Source organism: Pseudomonas sp. RG1 (assembly GCF_025910115.1).
In the GTDB taxonomy this organism is placed as follows: Bacteria; Pseudomonadota; Gammaproteobacteria; order Pseudomonadales; family Pseudomonadaceae; genus Aquipseudomonas; species Aquipseudomonas atacamensis.
The window spans coordinates 305,935-324,592 of sequence record NZ_JAPCIK010000002.1 but is presented as its reverse complement, the minus strand read 5'-3'; the positions used below and the strand labels follow the sequence as shown (position 1 = coordinate 324,592).

Here is an 18,658-nt window from a genome sequence, read left to right as displayed (position 1 = left end):
CACGACAGCTCCAAGCTACAAGCTTCAAGCTGCAAGAAAATCACATTAGTCCGGTACAACGCGTACTAGCTTCAGCTTGTCGCTTGAAGCTAGTGACTTGCAGCTGCGTCGTTACTGCGGACTCGCACGAGTACTGGAGAGCAGAGATTTCAGACTCGCTGCCTTCGGTTTGACCAACCAGAAACGACGCACGTAATCGTCGAGATTCTCGGCGAGTTCACGACCCCACTCGCTGTCGGTTTCGGCGACGTACTCGTTCAGCACGTTCTGCAGGTGGCTGCGATAGGCTTCCATCGCCTCGCCGCTGATCCGCTGGATCTCCACCAGTTCGTGATTGACCCGGTCAACGAAGGTGTTGTCCTGATCGAGCACGTAGGCGAAACCACCGGTCATGCCAGAACCGAAGTTGTAACCGGTCTTGCCCAGCACGCAGACGAAACCACCGGTCATGTACTCGCAGCAGTGATCGCCAGTGCCTTCCACGACGGTGTGGGCACCGGAGTTACGCACGGCGAAACGCTCGCCTGCGGTGCCGGCGGCAAACAGCTTGCCGCCCGTTGCGCCGTACAGGCAGGTGTTGCCAATGATGGCGCTTTCCTGAGTCTTGTAGACGCTGCCCTTCGGCGGCACGATGACCAGCTTGCCGCCGGTCATGCCTTTGCCGACGTAGTCGTTGGCGTCGCCTTCCAGGTACATGTTCAGACCGCCGGCGTTCCACACACCGAAGCTCTGCCCGGCCGTGCCTTTGAAACGGAAGGTGATCGGCGCTTTCGCCATCCCCTGGTTGCCATGCTTGCGCGCGATTTCGCCGGAGATCCGGGCGCCAATCGAACGGTCGCAGTTGCAGATATCCAGCTCAAACTCAGCACCGCTGAGGTCGTTGATCGCCGACGAGGCCAGCTCGACCATCTTCTCCGCGAGCAGACCTTTGTCGAACGGCGGGTTGCGCTCAACGCCGCAGAACTGCGGTTTGTCCGCCGGGATGTGATCGCTGCCCAACAGCGGCGTCAGGTCCAGGTGATGCTGCTTGGCGGTCTGGCCTTCGAGGATTTCCAGCAGATCAGTGCGACCGATCAGCTCTTCGAGGGAGCGCACACCCAGTTTGGCCAGCCACTCACGGGTTTCTTCGGCGACGTAGGTGAAGAAATTCACCACCATGTCGACGGTGCCGATGTAGTGATCCTTGCGCAGTTTCTCGTTCTGCGTCGCGACGCCAGTGGCGCAGTTGTTCAGATGGCAGATGCGCAGGTATTTGCAGCCCAGTGCGATCATCGGCGCGGTACCGAAGCCGAAGCTCTCGGCGCCGAGGATTGCGGCCTTGATCACGTCGAGGCCGGTTTTCAGGCCGCCGTCGGTCTGCACCCGGACTTTGCCGCGCAGGTCGTTGCCGCGCAGGGTCTGGTGGGTTTCAGCCAGGCCGAGCTCCCACGGCGCGCCAGCGTACTTGATCGAGGTCAGCGGCGAAGCACCGGTGCCACCGTCGTAGCCGGAAATGGTGATCAAGTCCGCATAGGCCTTGGCCACACCGGCGGCGATGGTGCCGACGCCCGCTTCTGCTACCAGCTTCACCGAAACCAGCGCCTGCGGGTTGACCTGCTTCAAGTCAAAGATCAACTGCGACAAATCTTCGATCGAATAGATGTCGTGGTGCGGCGGTGGCGAAATCAGGGTCACGCCCGGCACTGCGTAACGCAGCTTGGCGATCAGCCCGTTGACCTTGCCGCCCGGCAGTTGCCCGCCCTCGCCCGGCTTGGCGCCTTGGGCGACCTTGATCTGCAGCACTTCGGCGTTGACCAGGTATTCCGGAGTCACACCGAAACGGCCGGTGGCAACCTGCTTGATTTTCGAACTCTTGATGGTGCCGTATCGCGCCGGGTCTTCGCCGCCTTCGCCGGAGTTGGAACGCGCGCCGAGGCGGTTCATGGCTTCGGCCAGGGCTTCGTGAGCTTCCGGCGACAGTGCGCCCAGCGAGATACCGGCGGAGTCGAAGCGCTTGAGCACCGACTCCAGCGGCTCGACTTCACTGATGTCCAGCGGCGTGTCGAGGGTCTTGACCTTGAACAGGTCGCGAATCATCGACACCGGACGGTTGTCCACCAGCGAGGTGTATTCCTTGAACTTGGCGTAGTCGCCCTGCTGCACAGCGGCTTGCAGGGTGTTGACCACGTCCGGGTTGTAGGCGTGATATTCGCCACCGTGGACGAACTTCAGCAGACCGCCCTGCTGGATCGGCTTGCGCGGGCTCCAGGCTTCGACGGCGAGGGCCTTCTGCTCGGCTTCGATGTCGACGAAACGCGCGCCCTTGATGCGGCTTGGCACACCACGGAAGCTCAGCTCGCAGACTTCTTCAGACAGACCGATGGCCTCGAACAGCTGCGCACCGCGATACGAAGCGATGGTCGAGATACCCATCTTCGACAGGATCTTCAGCAGACCTTTGGTGATGCCCTTGCGGTAGTTCTTGAACACCTCGTAGAGGTCGCCCAGCACTTCACCGGTACGGATCAGGTCGCCCAGCACTTCGTAGGCCAGGAACGGATACACCGCCGAGGCGCCAAAACCGATCAGCACCGCGAAGTGATGCGGGTCACGGGCGGTCGCGGTTTCAACGAGGATGTTGGAATCGCAACGCAAGCCTTTTTCGGTCAGGCGGTGGTGCACGGCACCGGTCGCCAGCGAAGCGTGGATCGGCAGCTTGCCCGGGGCGATATGGCGGTCGCTGAGGACGATCTGGGTACGCCCGGCGCGCACGGCTTCTTCAGCCTGATCGGCAACGTTGCGGATCGCCGCTTCGAGGCCGAGGCTTTCGTCGTAGTTGAGGTCGATGATCGCCCGTTCGAAACCCGGACGGTCGAGGTTCATCAGCGAGCGCCACTTGGCCGGCGAGATCACTGGCGAGCTGAGGATCACGCGCGAGGCGTGTTCTGGCGACTCCTGGAAAATGTTGCGCTCGGCACCGAGGCAGATTTCCAGCGACATCACGATCGCTTCACGCAGCGGGTCGATCGGCGGGTTGGTGACCTGCGCGAACTGCTGGCGGAAATAGTCGTACGGCGTGCGTACACGCTGGGACAGCACGGCCATCGGCGTGTCGTCGCCCATCGAGCCCACGGCTTCGTAACCTTGCTCGCCGAGCGGACGCAGCACCTGATCACGCTCTTCGAACGTGACCTGATACATCTTCATGTACTGCTTGAGCTGATCGACGTCGTAGAAAGCCGAACCGTGGTCGTTGTCTTCCATGGTCGCCTGAATGCGCAGGGCATTCTTGCGCAGCCATTGCTTGTACGGATGACGGGATTTCAGACGGTTGTCGATCGCATCGGTATCGAGGATCTGCCCGGTCTCGGTGTCCACAGCGAAGATCTGGCCAGGGCCGACACGGCCCTTGGCGAGCACGTCTTCGGGCTGGTAGTTCCACACGCCGATTTCCGAGGCGAGGGTGATGAAACCATTCTTGGTGGTGACCCAGCGCGCCGGACGCAGACCGTTACGGTCGAGCAGGCACACCGCGTAACGACCGTCGGTCATTACCACGCCGGCCGGGCCGTCCCACGGCTCCATGTGCATCGAGTTGTACTCGTAGAACGCACGCAGATCCGGGTCCATGGTTTCGACGTTCTGCCACGCTGGCGGAATGATCATGCGCACGCCACGGAACAGGTCGATGCCGCCGGTGACCATCAGTTCGAGCATGTTGTCCATGCTCGAGGAGTCGGACCCGACACGGTTGACCAGCGGGCCGAGTTCTTCCAGATCCATCAGATCGTTGGTGAACTTGGTCCGCCGGGCCTGCGCCCAGTTGCGGTTACCGGTGATGGTGTTGATCTCGCCGTTGTGGGCGAGGAAGCGGAACGGCTGCGCCAGCGGCCATTTCGGCAGGGTGTTGGTAGAGAAGCGCTGGTGGAACACGCAGATTGCGGTTTGCAGGCGCTCGTCACTCAGGTCTGGATAGAACGCGGCCAGGTCGGCCGGCATCATCAGGCCTTTATAGATGATGGTCTTGTGCGAAAAGCTGCAGATGTAGTGGTCGGTGTCAGCGGCGTTGGCCACCGACGAACGGCGACGGGCGCTGAACAGCTTCACGGCCATGTCCTGATCGCTCAGGCCTTCGCCGCCGATGTAGACCTGCTCGATCTGCGGCAGGCGTTCAAGGGCGAGGCGGCCGAGGACGCTGGTGTCGATCGGCACTTTGCGCCAGCCGATCAGTTGCAGGCCTTCGGCGAGGATCTCGCGGTTCATGTTCTCGCGAGCGGCTTCGGCCTTGGCCGGATCCTGATTGAAGAACACCATGCCCACGGCATATTGCTTGGGCATATCGACGCCGAAGCTTTCCCGGGCAATGGCTCGCAGGAAGGCGTCGGGTTTTTGAATCAGCAGACCGCAACCGTCACCGGTCTTGCCGTCGGCATTAATCCCACCGCGGTGGGTCATGCAGGTCAGGGCCTCGATGGCCGTTTGCAAAAGGGTATGACTGGGCTCGCCCTGCATATGAGCTATCAGGCCGAAACCGCAGTTATCCTTGAATTCATCTGGTTGGTACAGACCTGCTTTCATAGACACTTTCTCACCAGGCTGCCTCTACTCGAGGCAAATTTCTTTTCAATTCAACCACTTGCGTTCCGCGCCGAACGTACGCCGGCTTAGCGGGGGCAAAAGGGTGGTCATTGTACACAGCGACACAGAGGCTCACAAATTTGACGACGAACTGTCGCAAATTCATGTCGCATTTGTGAAAGGTTTAAAGCGATCTGCTGTGCTAGTCAAAACTTTTTTAATTTTGACCGCAACGACTCAAAGACTACTGTGACGCAGACACCACAAGGCACGCGACCGCAGGGACGGTTGGCGCTTGCTGGCGAACCGCGTTGCACGCCAACGTGTGCGAGGCAAGGCGCGGGATGCTGCCAATGGTTGTTCCCTTGGCAAATCCCGCAACGCAGCCTCGCACACGTTGGCGCGCAACCCGAAGGGACGCGCCCCATTTTTCGCTGGGCAGCGTTGCTCGGAACTTATTTGGAAAAACCAAACTACGTTCCTCGCGCCTTGCCCAGCAAAAAATGGGGCGGCGTCGCGGTCGTCAGCAAGCGCCAACCGTCCCTGGAGGCGGCGCGCACTCGTAGAAATTTTGAGGTGCTTGGAGAGGCGGCCTGGGTAAGGCCGCCGAATCTTCAGCGAGTTGTTGCCAGTTCCTGTTGGACGCTGGCGACAGTGCGAGGCCAAGGTTTACCAGCCTGAACCTTCGCTGGCAAGGCCTTGATGGCAGAAACGGCCGCATCACGATTGGCAAAGTTGCCGTAGGTGATCACGTAAAGCGGCTTGCCATTGAGGACTTTCTTGAAATAACGGTACTCGCCGCCCTGCTCCTTGACGAAGTTCTGCGCAGCGGTTTCCGAGCTGGTGCCGAGGATCTGCACGACATAGTTGCTGGTCGGCTGACCGGCGTACCAGCTGCCACCGGCAGCCTTGGCCACGGTAACTGGCTTGTCGGCAGGCTTGGCCGGAGCAGGAGCCGGTTTCGCAGCTGGCGCCGGGGTGGCCGGAGCAGGCTTGGCCGTGGCGATCTGCGTCGGTGCCGGGGTTGGTGCCGGTTTGGCGGCAGGAGTCGGAACCGGTGTCGGCGCGGGACCGGCCGGAACGCCAGCAGGCGGCGCGGAGGTGGTTACGGTCGGCGGCGTATCGCTGGAGCCTTCCAGCGATACGCCGTCGTCGCCTTCGGTGATGCCACCGGCGGCTTCTGCCAGCGGGCCACGCATGACCGGCTGCGAGTTGCCGACCAATGGCAGCGGCATCGGCTGGGTGTTGCCGGCGAATTCGACGGACGGGTTGGCGCCATTCGCTGCACCCTGACCCAGTGGCAGTTGCGCCTGTTCATTGGCCGGAGCACCGGTGGTCGGTGCCTTGCTGCGTCCTGGCATCAGCCAGGCGGCGGCAACCGCGACCACAACGACGGCGGAAATCGCCAATACGTGTTTCTTCGGCATGTTGAACCCCATACTTGGACGCTTGACCGCGGAGCGGCTGGCAATCATGACTTCGATCAGTGCATCGCGAGCGACCTGGTTGATGTTGCCCGGCCAGCCCTCGGAGCTTTCGTGAATATCAGAGATCTGATCTGCGGTGAAAAGTTCGACACCCCGGCCCGCGCCTTCCAGCCGCTGGTCGAGATATTCGCGGGTCTCTTCTTCGGTGTACGGCTGCAATTCGATGACGTGGAAACGCTCTTCCTCGAGCTGCAACGCCTCGAGCTGAGCGATCAGCGAAGACTCGCCGAACAGGAACACATGCGGACGACCTTCCGGCGTGCCGGCGCCGAGCGCCATCAATGCTTCCAGCGCGGACTCGTCGAGCTGCTCGGCATCGTCCACGAGCAGATAGACTTCCTGCCCGGTCAGACCCAGTTGCACCACCTGCTCGAGAATCGCACCGACTTCGGCCTGAGCGACATCCAGCGCCTGCGCCACCTGGCGCAGCACGCCGGCCGCATCACCGGCGCCACGGGCGGAAACCACCACGCTCTGCACCGATTGTTTGTTGGTACTGGCAACGAGCGCTTGCCGCAGCAGGGTCTTGCCGCTGCCTTGCGGGCCGGTGACCACCAGCAGCAACTGGCTGTAGCGCGCCAGGTGATGCAGTTGACCCAGCACCGGTTTGCGCTGGGCCGGGAAGAATTTGAAGCCCGGCACCCGTGGCGCGAACGGGTCGTGACTTAACTGGAAATGGCCGAGAAACGCCTCGTCGGCATGCAAACTAGTCATCGGAATCGTTTTAACCTTTAAGCTGAGCCAGGGCGCGGTAATCCGCTCCCAGCGTGGCCTGTAGAACCTCTTTCGGATAATCGTCGGTCACTACCGCTTCGCCCATCCGGCGCAGCAGCACCAGGCGCAGACGACCGTCGATCACTTTTTTATCAATTGCCATGTGTTGGAGAAAATCGGCTTCGCTCATCTCTTCAGGCGGAATGACCGGCAAGCCGGCACGCTGGAACAGACGAATGCCGCGATCACGCTCCTGCTCGCTGATCCAGCCCAGGCGCGCAGACATTTCCAGCGCCATCACCGTGCCCGCCGCCACCGCCTCGCCATGCAGCCAGACACCATAGCCCATGTGGGTTTCGATGGCGTGGCCGAAGGTGTGGCCGAGGTTGAGCGTAGCGCGGACGCCGGTTTCCTTTTCATCGGCGCCGACCACCGCAGCCTTGGCCGCGCAGGAACGCTCGATCGCATAGGTCAGCGCGGTCTGGTCCAGCGCGCGCAGGGCGTCAACGTTTTCTTCCAGCCAGGTCAGGAACGGCTCGTCGCAGATCAGGCCGTACTTGATGACTTCCGCCAGGCCCGCCGACAACTCGCGCTGCGGCAGGGTTTTCAGCGATGCGGTATCGATCAGCACCACGTTCGGCTGATAGAACGCGCCGACCATGTTCTTGCCCAGCGGATGGTTGATGCCGGTCTTGCCGCCGACCGAGGAATCGACCTGCGACAACAGCGTGGTAGGAATCTGGATGAAATCGACACCGCGCTGATAACAGGCGGCCGCGAAACCGGCCATGTCGCCGATCACCCCGCCGCCCAAGGCGATCACGGTGGTGCGGCGGTCATGACGGGCGGTCAGCAGACCATCGAAAATCAGTTGCAGGGTTTCCCAGTTCTTGAAGGCTTCGCCATCAGGCAACACCACCGAGATCACCGAGAACTGCGCAAGGCTGCGGGTCAGACGTTCGAGATAGAGCGGCGCGACGGTTTCGTTGGAGATGATTGCCACCTGCCGCCCATGGATATGCGGCGCCAGCAGTTCCGGCTGATCCAACAGACCTTCGCCAATATGAATCGGGTAGCTGCGCTCGCCTAGATCGACCTTGAGTGTCTGCATGTGTCCCCACAGTGAAGATGGAAGCAGGCATCCTGCCCTGAAATTATTGGTGTTCTGCGGCCTGTAGCGGTATGACGCCGCTCGCCCGGCATCCGCCACACCCTCGGCGGACGCTGACAGGACGCCGAGGATAGCGCATTTCGGACGATGCTTTAACGGGGCGGCAACTGCGCGAGGCGGTCAAGAATGTCGAGCACCACCATGCGTGGCGGCCGCTCGTCGGTTTCCACCACCAGATCGGCAATTTCCCGATAAAGCGGATCACGGATCTCGAGCAGGTCGCGCAGGGTTTTCGCCGGATCGGCGGTACGCAGCAGCGGCCGGTTGCGATCGCGGGAGGTGCGGCCGACCTGCTGCTCGACGGAGGCGTGCAGATACACCACGCGCCCGCCTTCATGCAGGGCCTTGCGATTGGCATCACGCATCACTGCGCCGCCGCCGGTCGCCAGCACCACGCCATCGAAGGCACACAGCTCGGCGATCATCGCCTGCTCACGGTCACGAAAGCCGGGCTCGCCTTCCTTGTCGAAGATCCATGGGATATTGGCACCCGTGCGCAGCTCAATTTCCTTGTCGGAATCCTTGAACGGCAGGCGCAGCTCTTTGGCCAGCAATCGGCCGATGGTGCTTTTGCCAGCACCCATCGGTCCTACAAGTATCAAATTTCGCACAGAATCAACGACTCACAGCAATCGCCTGGTTATTCATGATACGCGGAGTGAGAAATACCAGCAGCTCGGATTTTTTCTCCGAAACCACATCACGCCGGAAAAGGCGGCCAAGATACGGCACATCGCCAAGAAATGGCACCTTATCTACGACCTTGCTTTGGTTATTTGAAAAAACACCGCCGATTACGATGGTCTCGCCGTCATTTACCAGCACTTTGGCGTTGACCTCGTTTTTCTTGATTGGCGGCACATCCTGCACTTTATTCAGGTAGTCCGGCTCATCCTTTGTGACCTTGACCTCCATGATGATGCGGTTGTCCGGGGTGATCTGCGGAGTGACTTCCAGCGACAGCGAGGCCTCCTTGAACGACACCGAGGTCGCGCCGCTGGAACTGGCCTCCTGATAGGGAATCTCGGTGCCTTTGAGGATCTTCGCGGTTTCCTTGTCCGAGGTGACCACTTTCGGCTGCGAGACGATTTCACCGTTGCCGGTCTTTTCCATCGCCGTCAGTTCGAGATCCAGCAACACGTTGTCGGTGATGAATGCGATGCCGATCCCCGAAGTGTTATTGACCGTGCCCATGTCGACGAACGGCGAGTTGGTGCCGGTGCTGCCCGGCGTACCGATGGTGCTCGACGAACCGTTGACCCCGGAGGCGTTCCAGTTGCCCTTGTTCTGCACCGAACCGCCCCAGCGCACGCCCAGGCTCTTGTCGTAATCGACGTTGGCCTCAACGATGCGCGCCTCGATCATCACCTGGCGTACCGGAATATCCAGCTGCGCGACGATCCGCCGGAGTTCGTCGAGGCGATCCTGGGTCTGGTAGGCAATGATGTTGTTGGTTCGCTCATCGACGGTAATCGAACCGCGCTCGTCGACCTTGGCCTCGGCACTGGTCACCGACTGGAACAGCTTGGCGATGTCCGCCGCCTTGGCGTAATTGACTTGCAGCAGCTCACGACGCAGGGGCGCCAGCTCGGCGATCTGCTTCTGCGATTCCAGTTCCTGACGCTCACGAGCGGCAATTTCATCGGCCGGCGCGACCAGCAGCACGTTGCCGATCTTGCGCTTGTCCAGCCCCTTGGTTTTCAGCACCAGATCCAGCGCCTGATCCCACGGCACGTTCTGCAGGCGCAAAGTGATACCGCCCTGCACCGTATCGCTCGCCACCAGATTGAGATTGGTGAAGTCCGCGATCAGTTGCAGCACCGAGCGCACGTCGATGTCCTGAAAATTCAGCGAGAGCTTATCGCCGACATAGGCCTGACGGTCGGCGTTGCGCTTTTGCAGGTCGTCGATGCTCATCGGCCGAACGCTGACGGTGAGCTTGTTGTCGGTCTGGAACGTGGAATAGTCGAAGGTGCCGCTGGGCTCGACACTGATCACGGTGCGATCGCCGGTGAGCGCTGCGTTGACGAACTGCACCGGCGTGGCGAAGTCCTTGACGTCGAGGCGCACGCGCAGCTTTTCCGGCAATTGCGTGCGGGCGAAGCTGAGGATGATCTTGCCATCGTGCTCCTGGATATCCGGGGCGATGGTCGGATCGGAGAGGTCGATGACTACGTTGCCCTCGCCCTCGGTGCCGCGCTGGAAATCGACGCCGCGGATCGCCCTGCTTCGTTGCGCGGCTGGTCTGGCAGGTGCCGCAGCGGCCGTGGCGGCACGCGGTGCCACGGCAGCCGGGCGCGGCGCAGTCGTGGAGGCGCCCTGACCGACCACCACAAACAGATTATTGCCCTCGACCCGCGTGCTGTACGGCGCCAATTGCGTCAGGCTGACAATCAGCCGCGTGCGATCCTTGGCTTCGGCCACCGTGGCCGTGCGCGCGTTGCCGCTGCCCAGATCAAGATTCCTGTTGGCCAACTGGCTGGTCACGCCCGGCAGATCCAGCGCAATGCGTGCCGGTGACTCGGTTGTGTAGCCCTTGGGCTGTGGGGGCGGGCCGTCGAACGACAGCTTCAGTTCGACGCGGTCACCCGGCAGCGCGGCAACATCCAGCGCTTTCAGACTGGCCGCCATTACCATCGGTGACACCAGCGCTATCCATAGCGAAAAACCGAGGGTGGAGAAAATCCTGTTCATTGTTCGACTTCCACTATGAGTGCTCTTTCAAAGGAATGGTGCGCGGCCGCTCCAGCCAGGCGCCGGCGCCGTCGGGCACGATCTCCACGACATCGACCTGGGTAGGGCTGATGGCGACAATGCGGCCGTCGTTGCGGCCCAGGTAGTCGCCGACCTTCAGGCGATGCACCCCGCCTGCGCCGCGCAACAGCGCAAACGAGCCCGAGGCATTGGCGATCGTGCCGACCATTTCGAACTGCTCGATATTGAATCCTTCAAGATATTGCTTGACCCGGTTGGGGTCGGGTTTGACGTTGCGCGAGCCGTGCTTCTGCCCGGCCAGATCGACCCGCGCCTGCCGCGAAAACGGGCTGCGCAGGTTGGCGGCGCTGTAAGTGAATGTGGGGTAAGACCGGAATGTCGGCGTTGGTTCAATCTTGCCCGCCGGGCGCAGGCGCACTTCGTTGAGGTACGCGTCGAGGTCGCTGAAGTCATCGCCGCCACCGCAGCCGCTCAACGCCAGCACCATGGGCAGGACGAAGTAACGAATCGGGGTCATTTCTCCAGCCCCTTGTCGTTATAGCGGTACGTCTTGGCAAGAATACTCATGCGCAGCTTCGTCCCGCCCTCGGGATTGGCCGGCGCCAGTTCGAAATCGTGCAGAGTCACAATCCGTGGCAGGCCGGCGACGCCGCTGACGAAGGTGGCGAGGTCGTGATAGGCGCCGGTCACGGTGATCTGGATCGGCAGTTCGATGTAGAACGGCTGAGTCACTTCCGGCAGCAGCTTGATTTCCTCGAATTCCAGGCCGCTGCCCAGACCGGTGCGGGTGATGTCTTCGAGCAGGCCCGGCACTTCGGTATCGCTGGGCAATTGCCGCAGCAGCACGCCGAAGGTGTTTTCCATTTCCTTCATTTGCTGGGTATAGAGCTCAAGGTTCGCCGACAGCCGCGCCTTGCTGGCGAATTGTTCCTTGAGGGTGATTTCTTCTTCGCGCTTGAGGTCGAGCTGATTTTCCATGTCGCTGATGAAGAAGTAATAGCCAAGCGCGAGAATCAACACCATCACCAGCACACCGCACAGGGTTTTCACGGCCGGCGGCCAGGAGCCGATGTTGCTGGTGTCGAGGTCGTTGAAATCGATGTTGCGCAGGCTATGCAGCCACTCGGAGGCGTTCATTGCTCGTCCTCCACAACCTTGGGCTGGGTCTGACGAACGGTCAGCTGGAAGACGTTGGCCTGTTCGACCTGATCGGCGCTGGTGGCCTTGACCTCATTCAGGCTCGGCGCGTCGAACCAGTCGGACGCGTCGAGATTGCGCATCAGCTCGGAGACCCGGTTGTTCGACTCCGCCGCGCCACTGATGGACAGGGTCTTGCCGGCCATTTTCACATCGGTGAAATACACGCCGTCCGGCAACGTGCGAGCCAACTGGTCGAAGATTCGCCCGCTGATCTGCCGGTTGCCCTGCAGGTCCTGGATGATGCGCATGCGCTCGACCAATTGCTGGCGGCGCGCCTTGAGCTCGCTGATCTGCTTGATGCGTTCGTCGACCACGGCAATCTGTTTGCCGATGTAATCGTTGCGCGCCATTTGCCGCTCGATGGCCGCAGTGATGATCTGGTCAGCAATCAGCACCGCGCCGATCGAGCCGGCCAGCACGCCGATCAGGACCAGCAGAAAGCGCTTGCGCCGTTCTTCGCGGCGCTCCTCGCGCCAGGGGAGAAGGTTGATCCGCGCCATCAGTCGAAACTCCTGAGCGCGAGCCCGCAGGCAATCATCAAGGCTGGCGCATCACTGGCCAGCGCCCCAGCATTGACCTTGCTGCCTAAAGCCATGTCGGCGAACGGGTTGGCGACCTGCGTCGGCGTGTCCAGACGCTGTTCGATCAGACGGTCCAGGCCGGGCACCGAGGCGGTGCCGCCCGCCAGCAGGATATGGTCGACCGCGTTGTACTGGCCGGAGGCGAAGAAGAACTGCAGCGAGCGCGAGACTTGCTGCACCAGCGCCTCGCGAAATGGCTGCAGGACCTCGCTGACGTAATCGTCAGGCAGCCCGCCCTGCTTTTTCGCCAGGCCCGCCTGTTCGACCGTGAGGCCGTAGCGGCGCTGGATCTCCTCGGTGAGTTGGCGCCCGCCAAACAATTGCTCGCGGGTATAGATGATCTTGCCGTTGTGCAGGACGCTGAGGGTGGTCATGGTGGCGCCGATGTCGACCACCGCCACGGTCAGGCGCTCCTGGGAGGCCGCCAGATGCGTTGCCAGCAGGCCGAACGAGCGCTCCAGCGCGTAGGCCTCGACATCCACCACACGCGCGGTCAGGCCGGCGAGCGCCAGCGCCGCTTCACGCACCTCGACGTTTTCCTTGCGACAGGCGGCAAGCAGCACGTTGACCCGTTCCGGGTTGCGCGGCGAGACGCCCTGGACTTCAAAGTCGATGGCGACTTCGTCCAGCGGATAGGGAATGTATTGGTCGGCCTCGATCTTGAGCTGGTTTTCCAGTTCGTCGTCGGACAGCCCGGCGTCCATCTCGATGACCTTGGTGATCACCGCCGAACCCGCCACTGCCACCGCCACGCTCTTGACCCCGGTACGCGCCTTGACCAGCAGGCGGCTCAGTGCCTGGCCAACGCCCTCGAGTTCGGCGATGTTCTTTTCGACCACAGCGTTCGCCGGCAACGGCTCCACCGCATAGGCCTCGACCCGGTAGCGCTCGCCCTGACGGCTCAGTTCCAGCAGCTTCACCGACGTGGAGCTGATGTCGATCCCCAGTAACGCATTGGTCTTTTTATTGAAGAGTCCCAGCACTACCAATTCCCTATGACTTTCCGTGAGTTACGGACTCTGTAATACGCATTGCGTTCCTTCACCCCCGTCTTGACAGAAGCGCCAATGACCCCTCCGACGGAAAAGTGCTTATAATGCCCAGCGATTTTCTCCGCTTTTTACTGCCCGCGCGGATGGCTCTGTGTGTAACCGCAGCCCCGTGCCAAATTCATTCTTTGCCCTGGATGTCCAAAAGCCTTGATTCGTCTGCTGAAATTTTTCGGTTGGTCCATCGTCGCCGTTTTCTGCGGACTGCTCTTAAGTCTCAGCGGCGCCTTTCTTTACCTTAGTCCGGGTTTGCCGTCTGTGGAGGCGCTGAGAAGCATTCAGTTGCAGATTCCTCTGCGCGTCTACAGCAGCGACAACAAGTTGATCGCAGAATTTGGCGAAATGCGCCGTACACCGATCCGTTTCGCCGACATTCCGCCCAATTTCATCAATGCGTTACTAAGTGCTGAAGACGACAATTTTGCCAATCACTATGGCGTCGATCCGAGCAGCCTGATGCGCGCGGCAACGCAATTGGTCAAGAGTGGGCACATTCAGTCCGGCGGCAGCACCATCACCATGCAGGTGGCGAAGAACTTCTTCCTCACCAGCGAGCGCAGCTTCTCGCGTAAAACTACGGAAATCCTGCTGGCCCTGCAGATCGAACGGCAGCTGACCAAGGACGAGATCCTGGAGCTGTACGTCAACAAGATCTACCTGGGTAACCGCGCCTACGGCATCGAGGCGGCGGCGCAGGTGTATTACGGCAAATCGATCCGTGACATCAGCCTCGCGCAGATGGCGATGATCGCCGGTCTGCCAAAGGCTCCGTCGCGCTTCAACCCGCTGGCCAACCCGGCGCGCAGCAAAGAACGCCGCGACTGGATCCTCGGGCGCATGTACAAGCTGGGCAAGATCAGCGAAGCCGACTACACCGCGGCGATCAACGAGCCGCTGAACGCCAGCTACCACGTGCCGACCCCGGAAGTGAACGCACCGTACATCGCCGAAATGGCCCGCGCCGAAATGGTCGGCCGTTATGGCAGCGAGGCCTACACCGAAGGCTTCCGCGTCACCACCACGGTGCCAAGCAATCTGCAGGAAATGGCCAACACCGCGCTGCACGAAGGCTTGATGACTTACGACCAGCGCCACGGCTACCGTGGCCCCGAGTCGCGCCTGCCAGGCAAGACCCGCGAAGCGTGGGCCAGCGAACTGACCAAGCAGCGCACCATCAGCAGCCTCGAACCTGCGATCGTTACCCAAGTCGATAAAACCGGCCTGCAAGTGTTGACCCGCACCGGTGAAGAGCACGTTGCCTGGGACACGATGAAATGGGCGCGACCGTTCCTCAACACCAACAGCATGGGCGCCAACCCGCGCCAGCCGTCGGATGTCGCGCAGGTCGGTGATCTGATCCGCGTGCAGCGCCAGACCGACAATTCGCTGAAATTCAGCCAGATTCCCCAGGCTCAGGGCGCACTGGTGTCGCTGGATCCGCAGAACGGTGCGATCCGTTCGCTGGTGGGTGGCTTCGCTTTCGAGCAAAGCAACTACAACCGCGCCATGCAGGCCAAGCGTCAGCCGGGCTCGAGCTTCAAGCCATTCGTTTACAGCGCTGCGCTGGATAACGGCTACACCGCTGCCAGTCTGGTCAACGATGCGCCGATCGTGTTCGTCGACGAGTACCTGGACAAGGTCTGGCGACCGAAGAACGACACCAACACTTTCCTCGGCCCGATCCGCCTGCGTGAAGCGCTGTACAAGTCGCGCAACCTGGTGTCGATCCGCCTGTTGCAGGCCATGGGCGTGGGCAAGACCATCGACTACATCACCCGCTTCGGCTTCAACAAGCAGGACCTGCCGCCGAACCTGTCGCTGGCACTCGGCACCGCAACGCTGACACCAATGGAAATCGCCACTGGCTGGAGCACCTTTGCCAACGGCGGCTACAAGATCACCCCGTACATCATCGACAAGATCGAAAGCCGTAACGGCGACACGCTGTTCGTCGCCAACCCGCCGACCGTGCCACAGGGTGGTGCGGCGACCGACGGTATCGCTGCGCCGGCTACCGAGTCGTTCACGGTCAATGCCGCTCCGGTTGCCGGTGAAGCGCCCGGCAATCCGGCAGTGCCGCAAGCGCCGGCCGTGGCCGAGCGGATTGTCGATGGACGTACCACCTACATCCTCAACAGCATGCTGCAGGACGTAATCAAACTCGGCACCGGCCGCCGTGCACTGGCCATGGGCCGCAGTGACATCGCCGGCAAGACCGGTACCACCAACGAATCGAAAGATGCCTGGTTCTCCGGTTACAACGCTGATTACGTAACCACCGTGTGGACCGGTTTCGACCAGCCGGAAAGCCTCGGACGCCGTGAGTTCGGCGGCACCGTGGCGCTGCCGATCTGGATGAATTACATGTCGGCCGCGCTGAAAGACAAGCCGCCGCATGTGCAGCCTGAGCCAGAAGGTCTGCTCAGCCTGCGGGTGGATCCGGTCAGTGGCCGCGCCGCGACGCCGAGCACGCCGGGCGCGTATTTCGAACTGTTCAAGGCCGAAGACACGCCGCCATCGGTGAACGAGCTGGGCAACGGCGCCGTACCAGGCAGCCCGCTGCCGGCGGATGAACAGGCGCCGATCGATTTGTTCTGATCCTGATGCCGCAAAAAGGCCCCGTCTTCGTGAGAAGTGCGGGGCTTTTTATTACCCGAAGATCAAAAGCCCCTCACCCTAACCCTCTCCCAGAGGGAGAGGGGACTTACCGAGTTGTCTGGGGTCAAACACCGACCTGAAAGGGTGGTGTCGACTATGGATTCAAAACCATACATTCAGGTCGGCGTAGCTCCCAAGCGTCCCCCAATCAGTCCCCTCTCCCTCTGGGAGAGGGTTAGGGTGAGGGGCTCTTGATCTTCAGGCATAAAAAAGCCCCGACTCTCACGAGCCGGGGCTTTTGTTTGACACGCTACAACGACTTAGCCGTTGAACACGTCATCCACGCTTTTCAGCGGGTAGTTCTTCGGATACGGCAGGGTGGCCACGCCGGTCTCGATCGCAGCCTTGGCCACGGCGTCGGAGATCAGGGTGATCAAGCGCTTGTCCATTGGTTTCGGAATGATGTACTCACGGCCGAATTCCAGCGGAGCACCGCCGTAGGCATCGCATACGTCCTGTGGAACCGGCAGTTTGGCCAGTTCGCGCAGGGCGTTGGCGGCGGCGACTTTCATTTCTTCGTTGATGCGCTTGGCGCGAACGTCCAGGGCACCACGGAAGATGAAAGGGAAGCCCAGCACGTTGTTGACCTGGTTCGGGTAGTCCGAACGGCCGGTGGCCATGATCACGTCGCTACGGGTGGCGTGCGCCAGTTCCGGGGAGATTTCCGGATCCGGGTTGGAGCAGGCGAAGACGATCGGGTTGGCCGCCATCGACAGCAGGCCTTCGGCGCTCAGCAGGTTCGGACCGGACAGACCGACGAATACGTCAGCGCCTGCCAGTGCGTCTGCCAGGGTGCGCTTCTCGGTAGCGTGGGCGAACACGGCTTTGTACTGGTTCAGGTCGTCACGGCCGGAGTGGATCACGCCGGTACGGTCAACCATGAAGATGTTTTCGATGCGAGCGCCCATGCTCACCAGCAGTTTCATGCAGGAGATGGCGGCAGCACCGGCGCCGAGGCAGACAATCTTCGCTTCCGGCAGGGTTTTGCCAGCGATTTCCAGGGCGTTGATCATGCCCGCAGCGGTCACGATCGCGGTGCCGTGCTGGTCATCGTGGAACACCGGAATATCGCACTGCTCGATCAGAGCGCGTTCGATCTCAAAGCACTCTGGCGCCTTGATGTCTTCCAGGTTGATGCCACCGAAGGTGATGGAGATGCGCTTGACGGTGTCGATGAAGGCTTGCGGGCTTTCCGAGTCGACTTCGATGTCGAATACGTCGATGCCGGCGAAACGCTTGAACAGTACGCCCTTGCCTTCCATTACAGGCTTGGAAGCCAGTGGGCCGAGGTTGCCCAGGCCGAGAATCGCGGTGCCGTCGGAAATGACTGCCACCAGGTTGCCCTTGCCGGTGTATTTGTAGGCCAGTTCAGGATCGCGAGCGATCTCGCGTACTGGTTCAGCTACGCCGGGGCTGTAGGCCAGCGACAGGTCGCGGGCGGTAGCAGTGGCCTTGGTGAGCTCGACACTCAGCTTCCCCGGACGAGGATTGGCGTGGTATTCGAGAGCGGCAGTTTTCAGATCAGACATTTTGGCATTCCGCTTTTTTACTGTTGGACAGACTGGTCAGCGAGGATACGCGCCTCGCAAAGTCCCCACAAGACTGGGCAGTCACCGCTGTCAAGCGCCCTGCCCTACGACTTTGGGCCAAGAGCCACGGCGCACAAGGGCTGGACTGTTCACAATCAGCCGTAAAAATGTCTACAATTTTTCTTCAGCGCGATACCTGCAGCATCGAAGGATCGGTCAACGGCAGCAACCAGCGCGCCTGACCTTTTTGCAGACCACCGCGCCGGGATCGGTCAACCACCCAGCCACGGGCCTCGATCTGCCTGCCTTTCAATGCTCGCATGCCATCACTGTCAAATTGTCCGAGCAGATTGGGTGCAACCCGCAATACAAGCGTGTCCTGCAATTCGATCCAGATTCCGCCGCGATTGCGCTGCACCTTGCTCACCCGACCGCTGACTACGGCAAAGCCCGAACGCTGGATCTGCTGCGCTTTCTGGACCGGCGATTGCCGCCAGAGACCAAGCCCGGCTCGTCGCGCGCTGCGTTCGGCGGCCTGTTGGCAGGCGACCAGATCGACGTTCGGCGCCACCGCGACCTGAAAACCCAGGCCAGCGGCAAGCATCTGCGCTTCGAGATTGACTCCGCTGACGCTGTAAACATGCGCCAGCGTACGCCCGTAATGGTCTTTTGCCTGCTTGCCGGGCCGCAGACCGACCCGGCCGCCGCTCTCATCCACCAGCGCTTGCAAGCGTTTGCGCGCCGCCGCGGCGAACGGTTCGTCGCTGCGGCCCTGCTTGCCCAGCTCCGGCGTATTGAGGCCGATCATGCGCACATTGCGCCCGTCGCTCAGGCGCAGGGTGTCGCCATCGACCACCCGCTGCACACTGACGCTGGTCAGCCCTGCGGGTGCCGGGCAGAACGCCTGGGCGGCGGACAGCCAAATCGCAGACACAAAAAAGGCGCCCGCAAGGGACGCCTTTTTCATCAGTCTGGAGAAGTCGAAGCGACCTTCCAA

The 18,658-nt window shown here is 61.4% G+C and carries 12 protein-coding genes; 1 reads left to right on the top strand and 11 read right to left on the bottom strand.

The window, feature by feature from the left end:
- Positions 1-111: 111 nt before the first annotated feature.
- The 9 genes from gltB to OK411_RS03090 form a co-directional block, all read right to left on the bottom strand.
- Positions 112-4,557 (bottom strand): glutamate synthase large subunit, encoded by a 4,446-nt coding sequence (gene gltB, locus OK411_RS03130; protein ID WP_136492391.1) that lies wholly within the window; start codon positions 4,555-4,557, stop codon positions 112-114.
- Positions 4,558-5,171: 614 nt separating this feature from the next.
- The gene (locus OK411_RS03125) at positions 5,172-6,758 is read right to left on the bottom strand and encodes an AAA family ATPase (protein WP_264364396.1); all 1,587 of its coding nucleotides are present in this window, start codon (positions 6,756-6,758) and stop codon (positions 5,172-5,174) included.
- Between the two features lie 10 nt (positions 6,759-6,768).
- On the bottom strand, positions 6,769-7,869 hold the full coding sequence (gene aroB / locus OK411_RS03120; protein WP_041477573.1) for a 3-dehydroquinate synthase: 1,101 nt from the start codon (positions 7,867-7,869) through the stop codon (positions 6,769-6,771).
- 152 nt (positions 7,870-8,021) lie between these two features.
- Positions 8,022-8,540 carry a shikimate kinase AroK gene (gene aroK / locus OK411_RS03115; protein WP_024011270.1) on the bottom strand — a complete coding sequence of 173 codons (519 nt, stop codon included), beginning with the start codon at positions 8,538-8,540 and terminating at the stop codon, positions 8,022-8,024.
- Between the two features lie 4 nt (positions 8,541-8,544).
- On the bottom strand, positions 8,545-10,623 hold the full coding sequence (pilQ, locus tag OK411_RS03110; RefSeq protein WP_264364395.1) for a type IV pilus secretin PilQ: 2,079 nt from the start codon (positions 10,621-10,623) through the stop codon (positions 8,545-8,547).
- 13 nt (positions 10,624-10,636) lie between these two features.
- Entirely contained in the window at positions 10,637-11,161 is a 525-nt protein-coding gene (locus OK411_RS03105; RefSeq protein WP_110602600.1) for a pilus assembly protein PilP, read from the bottom strand.
- Positions 11,158-11,781, bottom strand: coding sequence for a type 4a pilus biogenesis protein PilO (gene pilO / locus OK411_RS03100; RefSeq protein ID WP_264364394.1), 624 nt, complete (start codon positions 11,779-11,781; stop codon positions 11,158-11,160). Before pilO ends, OK411_RS03105 begins: the two co-directional genes overlap by 4 nt.
- Complete coding sequence (locus OK411_RS03095) at positions 11,778-12,344, bottom strand: PilN domain-containing protein (protein WP_016772051.1); 567 nt, start codon at positions 12,342-12,344, stop codon at positions 11,778-11,780. The genes pilO and OK411_RS03095 overlap by 4 nt, the downstream gene beginning before the upstream one ends.
- Positions 12,344-13,408: a pilus assembly protein PilM gene (locus tag OK411_RS03090; RefSeq protein ID WP_024011266.1), complete on the bottom strand. Its 1,065-nt coding sequence runs from the start codon at positions 13,406-13,408 to the stop codon at positions 12,344-12,346. The genes OK411_RS03095 and OK411_RS03090 overlap by 1 nt, the downstream gene beginning before the upstream one ends.
- 219 nt (positions 13,409-13,627) lie before the next feature.
- Here OK411_RS03090 and OK411_RS03085 point away from each other — a divergent pair, with 219 nt between their 5' ends.
- On the top strand, positions 13,628-16,072 hold the full coding sequence (locus OK411_RS03085) for a penicillin-binding protein 1A (RefSeq protein ID WP_371699463.1): 2,445 nt from the start codon (positions 13,628-13,630) through the stop codon (positions 16,070-16,072).
- 320 nt (positions 16,073-16,392) lie between these two features.
- Here the strand turns inward: OK411_RS03085 and OK411_RS03080 are convergent, their stop codons facing one another.
- Both OK411_RS03080 and OK411_RS03075 read right to left on the bottom strand, forming a co-directional pair.
- Positions 16,393-17,661 carry a malic enzyme-like NAD(P)-binding protein gene (locus tag OK411_RS03080; RefSeq protein WP_016772053.1) on the bottom strand — a complete coding sequence of 423 codons (1,269 nt, stop codon included), beginning with the start codon at positions 17,659-17,661 and terminating at the stop codon, positions 16,393-16,395.
- 184 nt (positions 17,662-17,845) lie between these two features.
- A complete protein-coding gene (locus OK411_RS03075) occupies positions 17,846-18,628 on the bottom strand; it encodes a thermonuclease family protein (protein WP_264364453.1) in 783 nt (260 codons plus the stop codon).
- Positions 18,629-18,658 lie beyond the last annotated feature (30 nt).

Coding starts and splice junctions, on each gene's coding strand:
- aroB (WP_041477573.1), bottom strand. CDS start 7,869: ATGCAGACACTCAAGGTCGATCTAGGCGAGCGCAGCTACCCGATTCAT.
- pilQ (WP_264364395.1), bottom strand. CDS start 10,623: ATGAACAGGATTTTCTCCACCCTCGGTTTTTCGCTATGGATAGCGCTG.
- OK411_RS03075 (WP_264364453.1), bottom strand. CDS start 18,628: ATGAAAAAGGCGTCCCTTGCGGGCGCCTTTTTTGTGTCTGCGATTTGG.
- OK411_RS03080 (WP_016772053.1), bottom strand. CDS start 17,661: ATGTCTGATCTGAAAACTGCCGCTCTCGAATACCACGCCAATCCTCGT.
- OK411_RS03095 (WP_016772051.1), bottom strand. CDS start 12,344: ATGGCGCGGATCAACCTTCTCCCCTGGCGCGAGGAGCGCCGCGAAGAA.
- OK411_RS03125 (WP_264364396.1), bottom strand. CDS start 6,758: ATGACTAGTTTGCATGCCGACGAGGCGTTTCTCGGCCATTTCCAGTTA.
- gltB (WP_136492391.1), bottom strand. CDS start 4,557: ATGAAAGCAGGTCTGTACCAACCAGATGAATTCAAGGATAACTGCGGT.
- OK411_RS03105 (WP_110602600.1), bottom strand. CDS start 11,161: ATGACCCCGATTCGTTACTTCGTCCTGCCCATGGTGCTGGCGTTGAGC.
- pilO (WP_264364394.1), bottom strand. CDS start 11,781: ATGAACGCCTCCGAGTGGCTGCATAGCCTGCGCAACATCGATTTCAAC.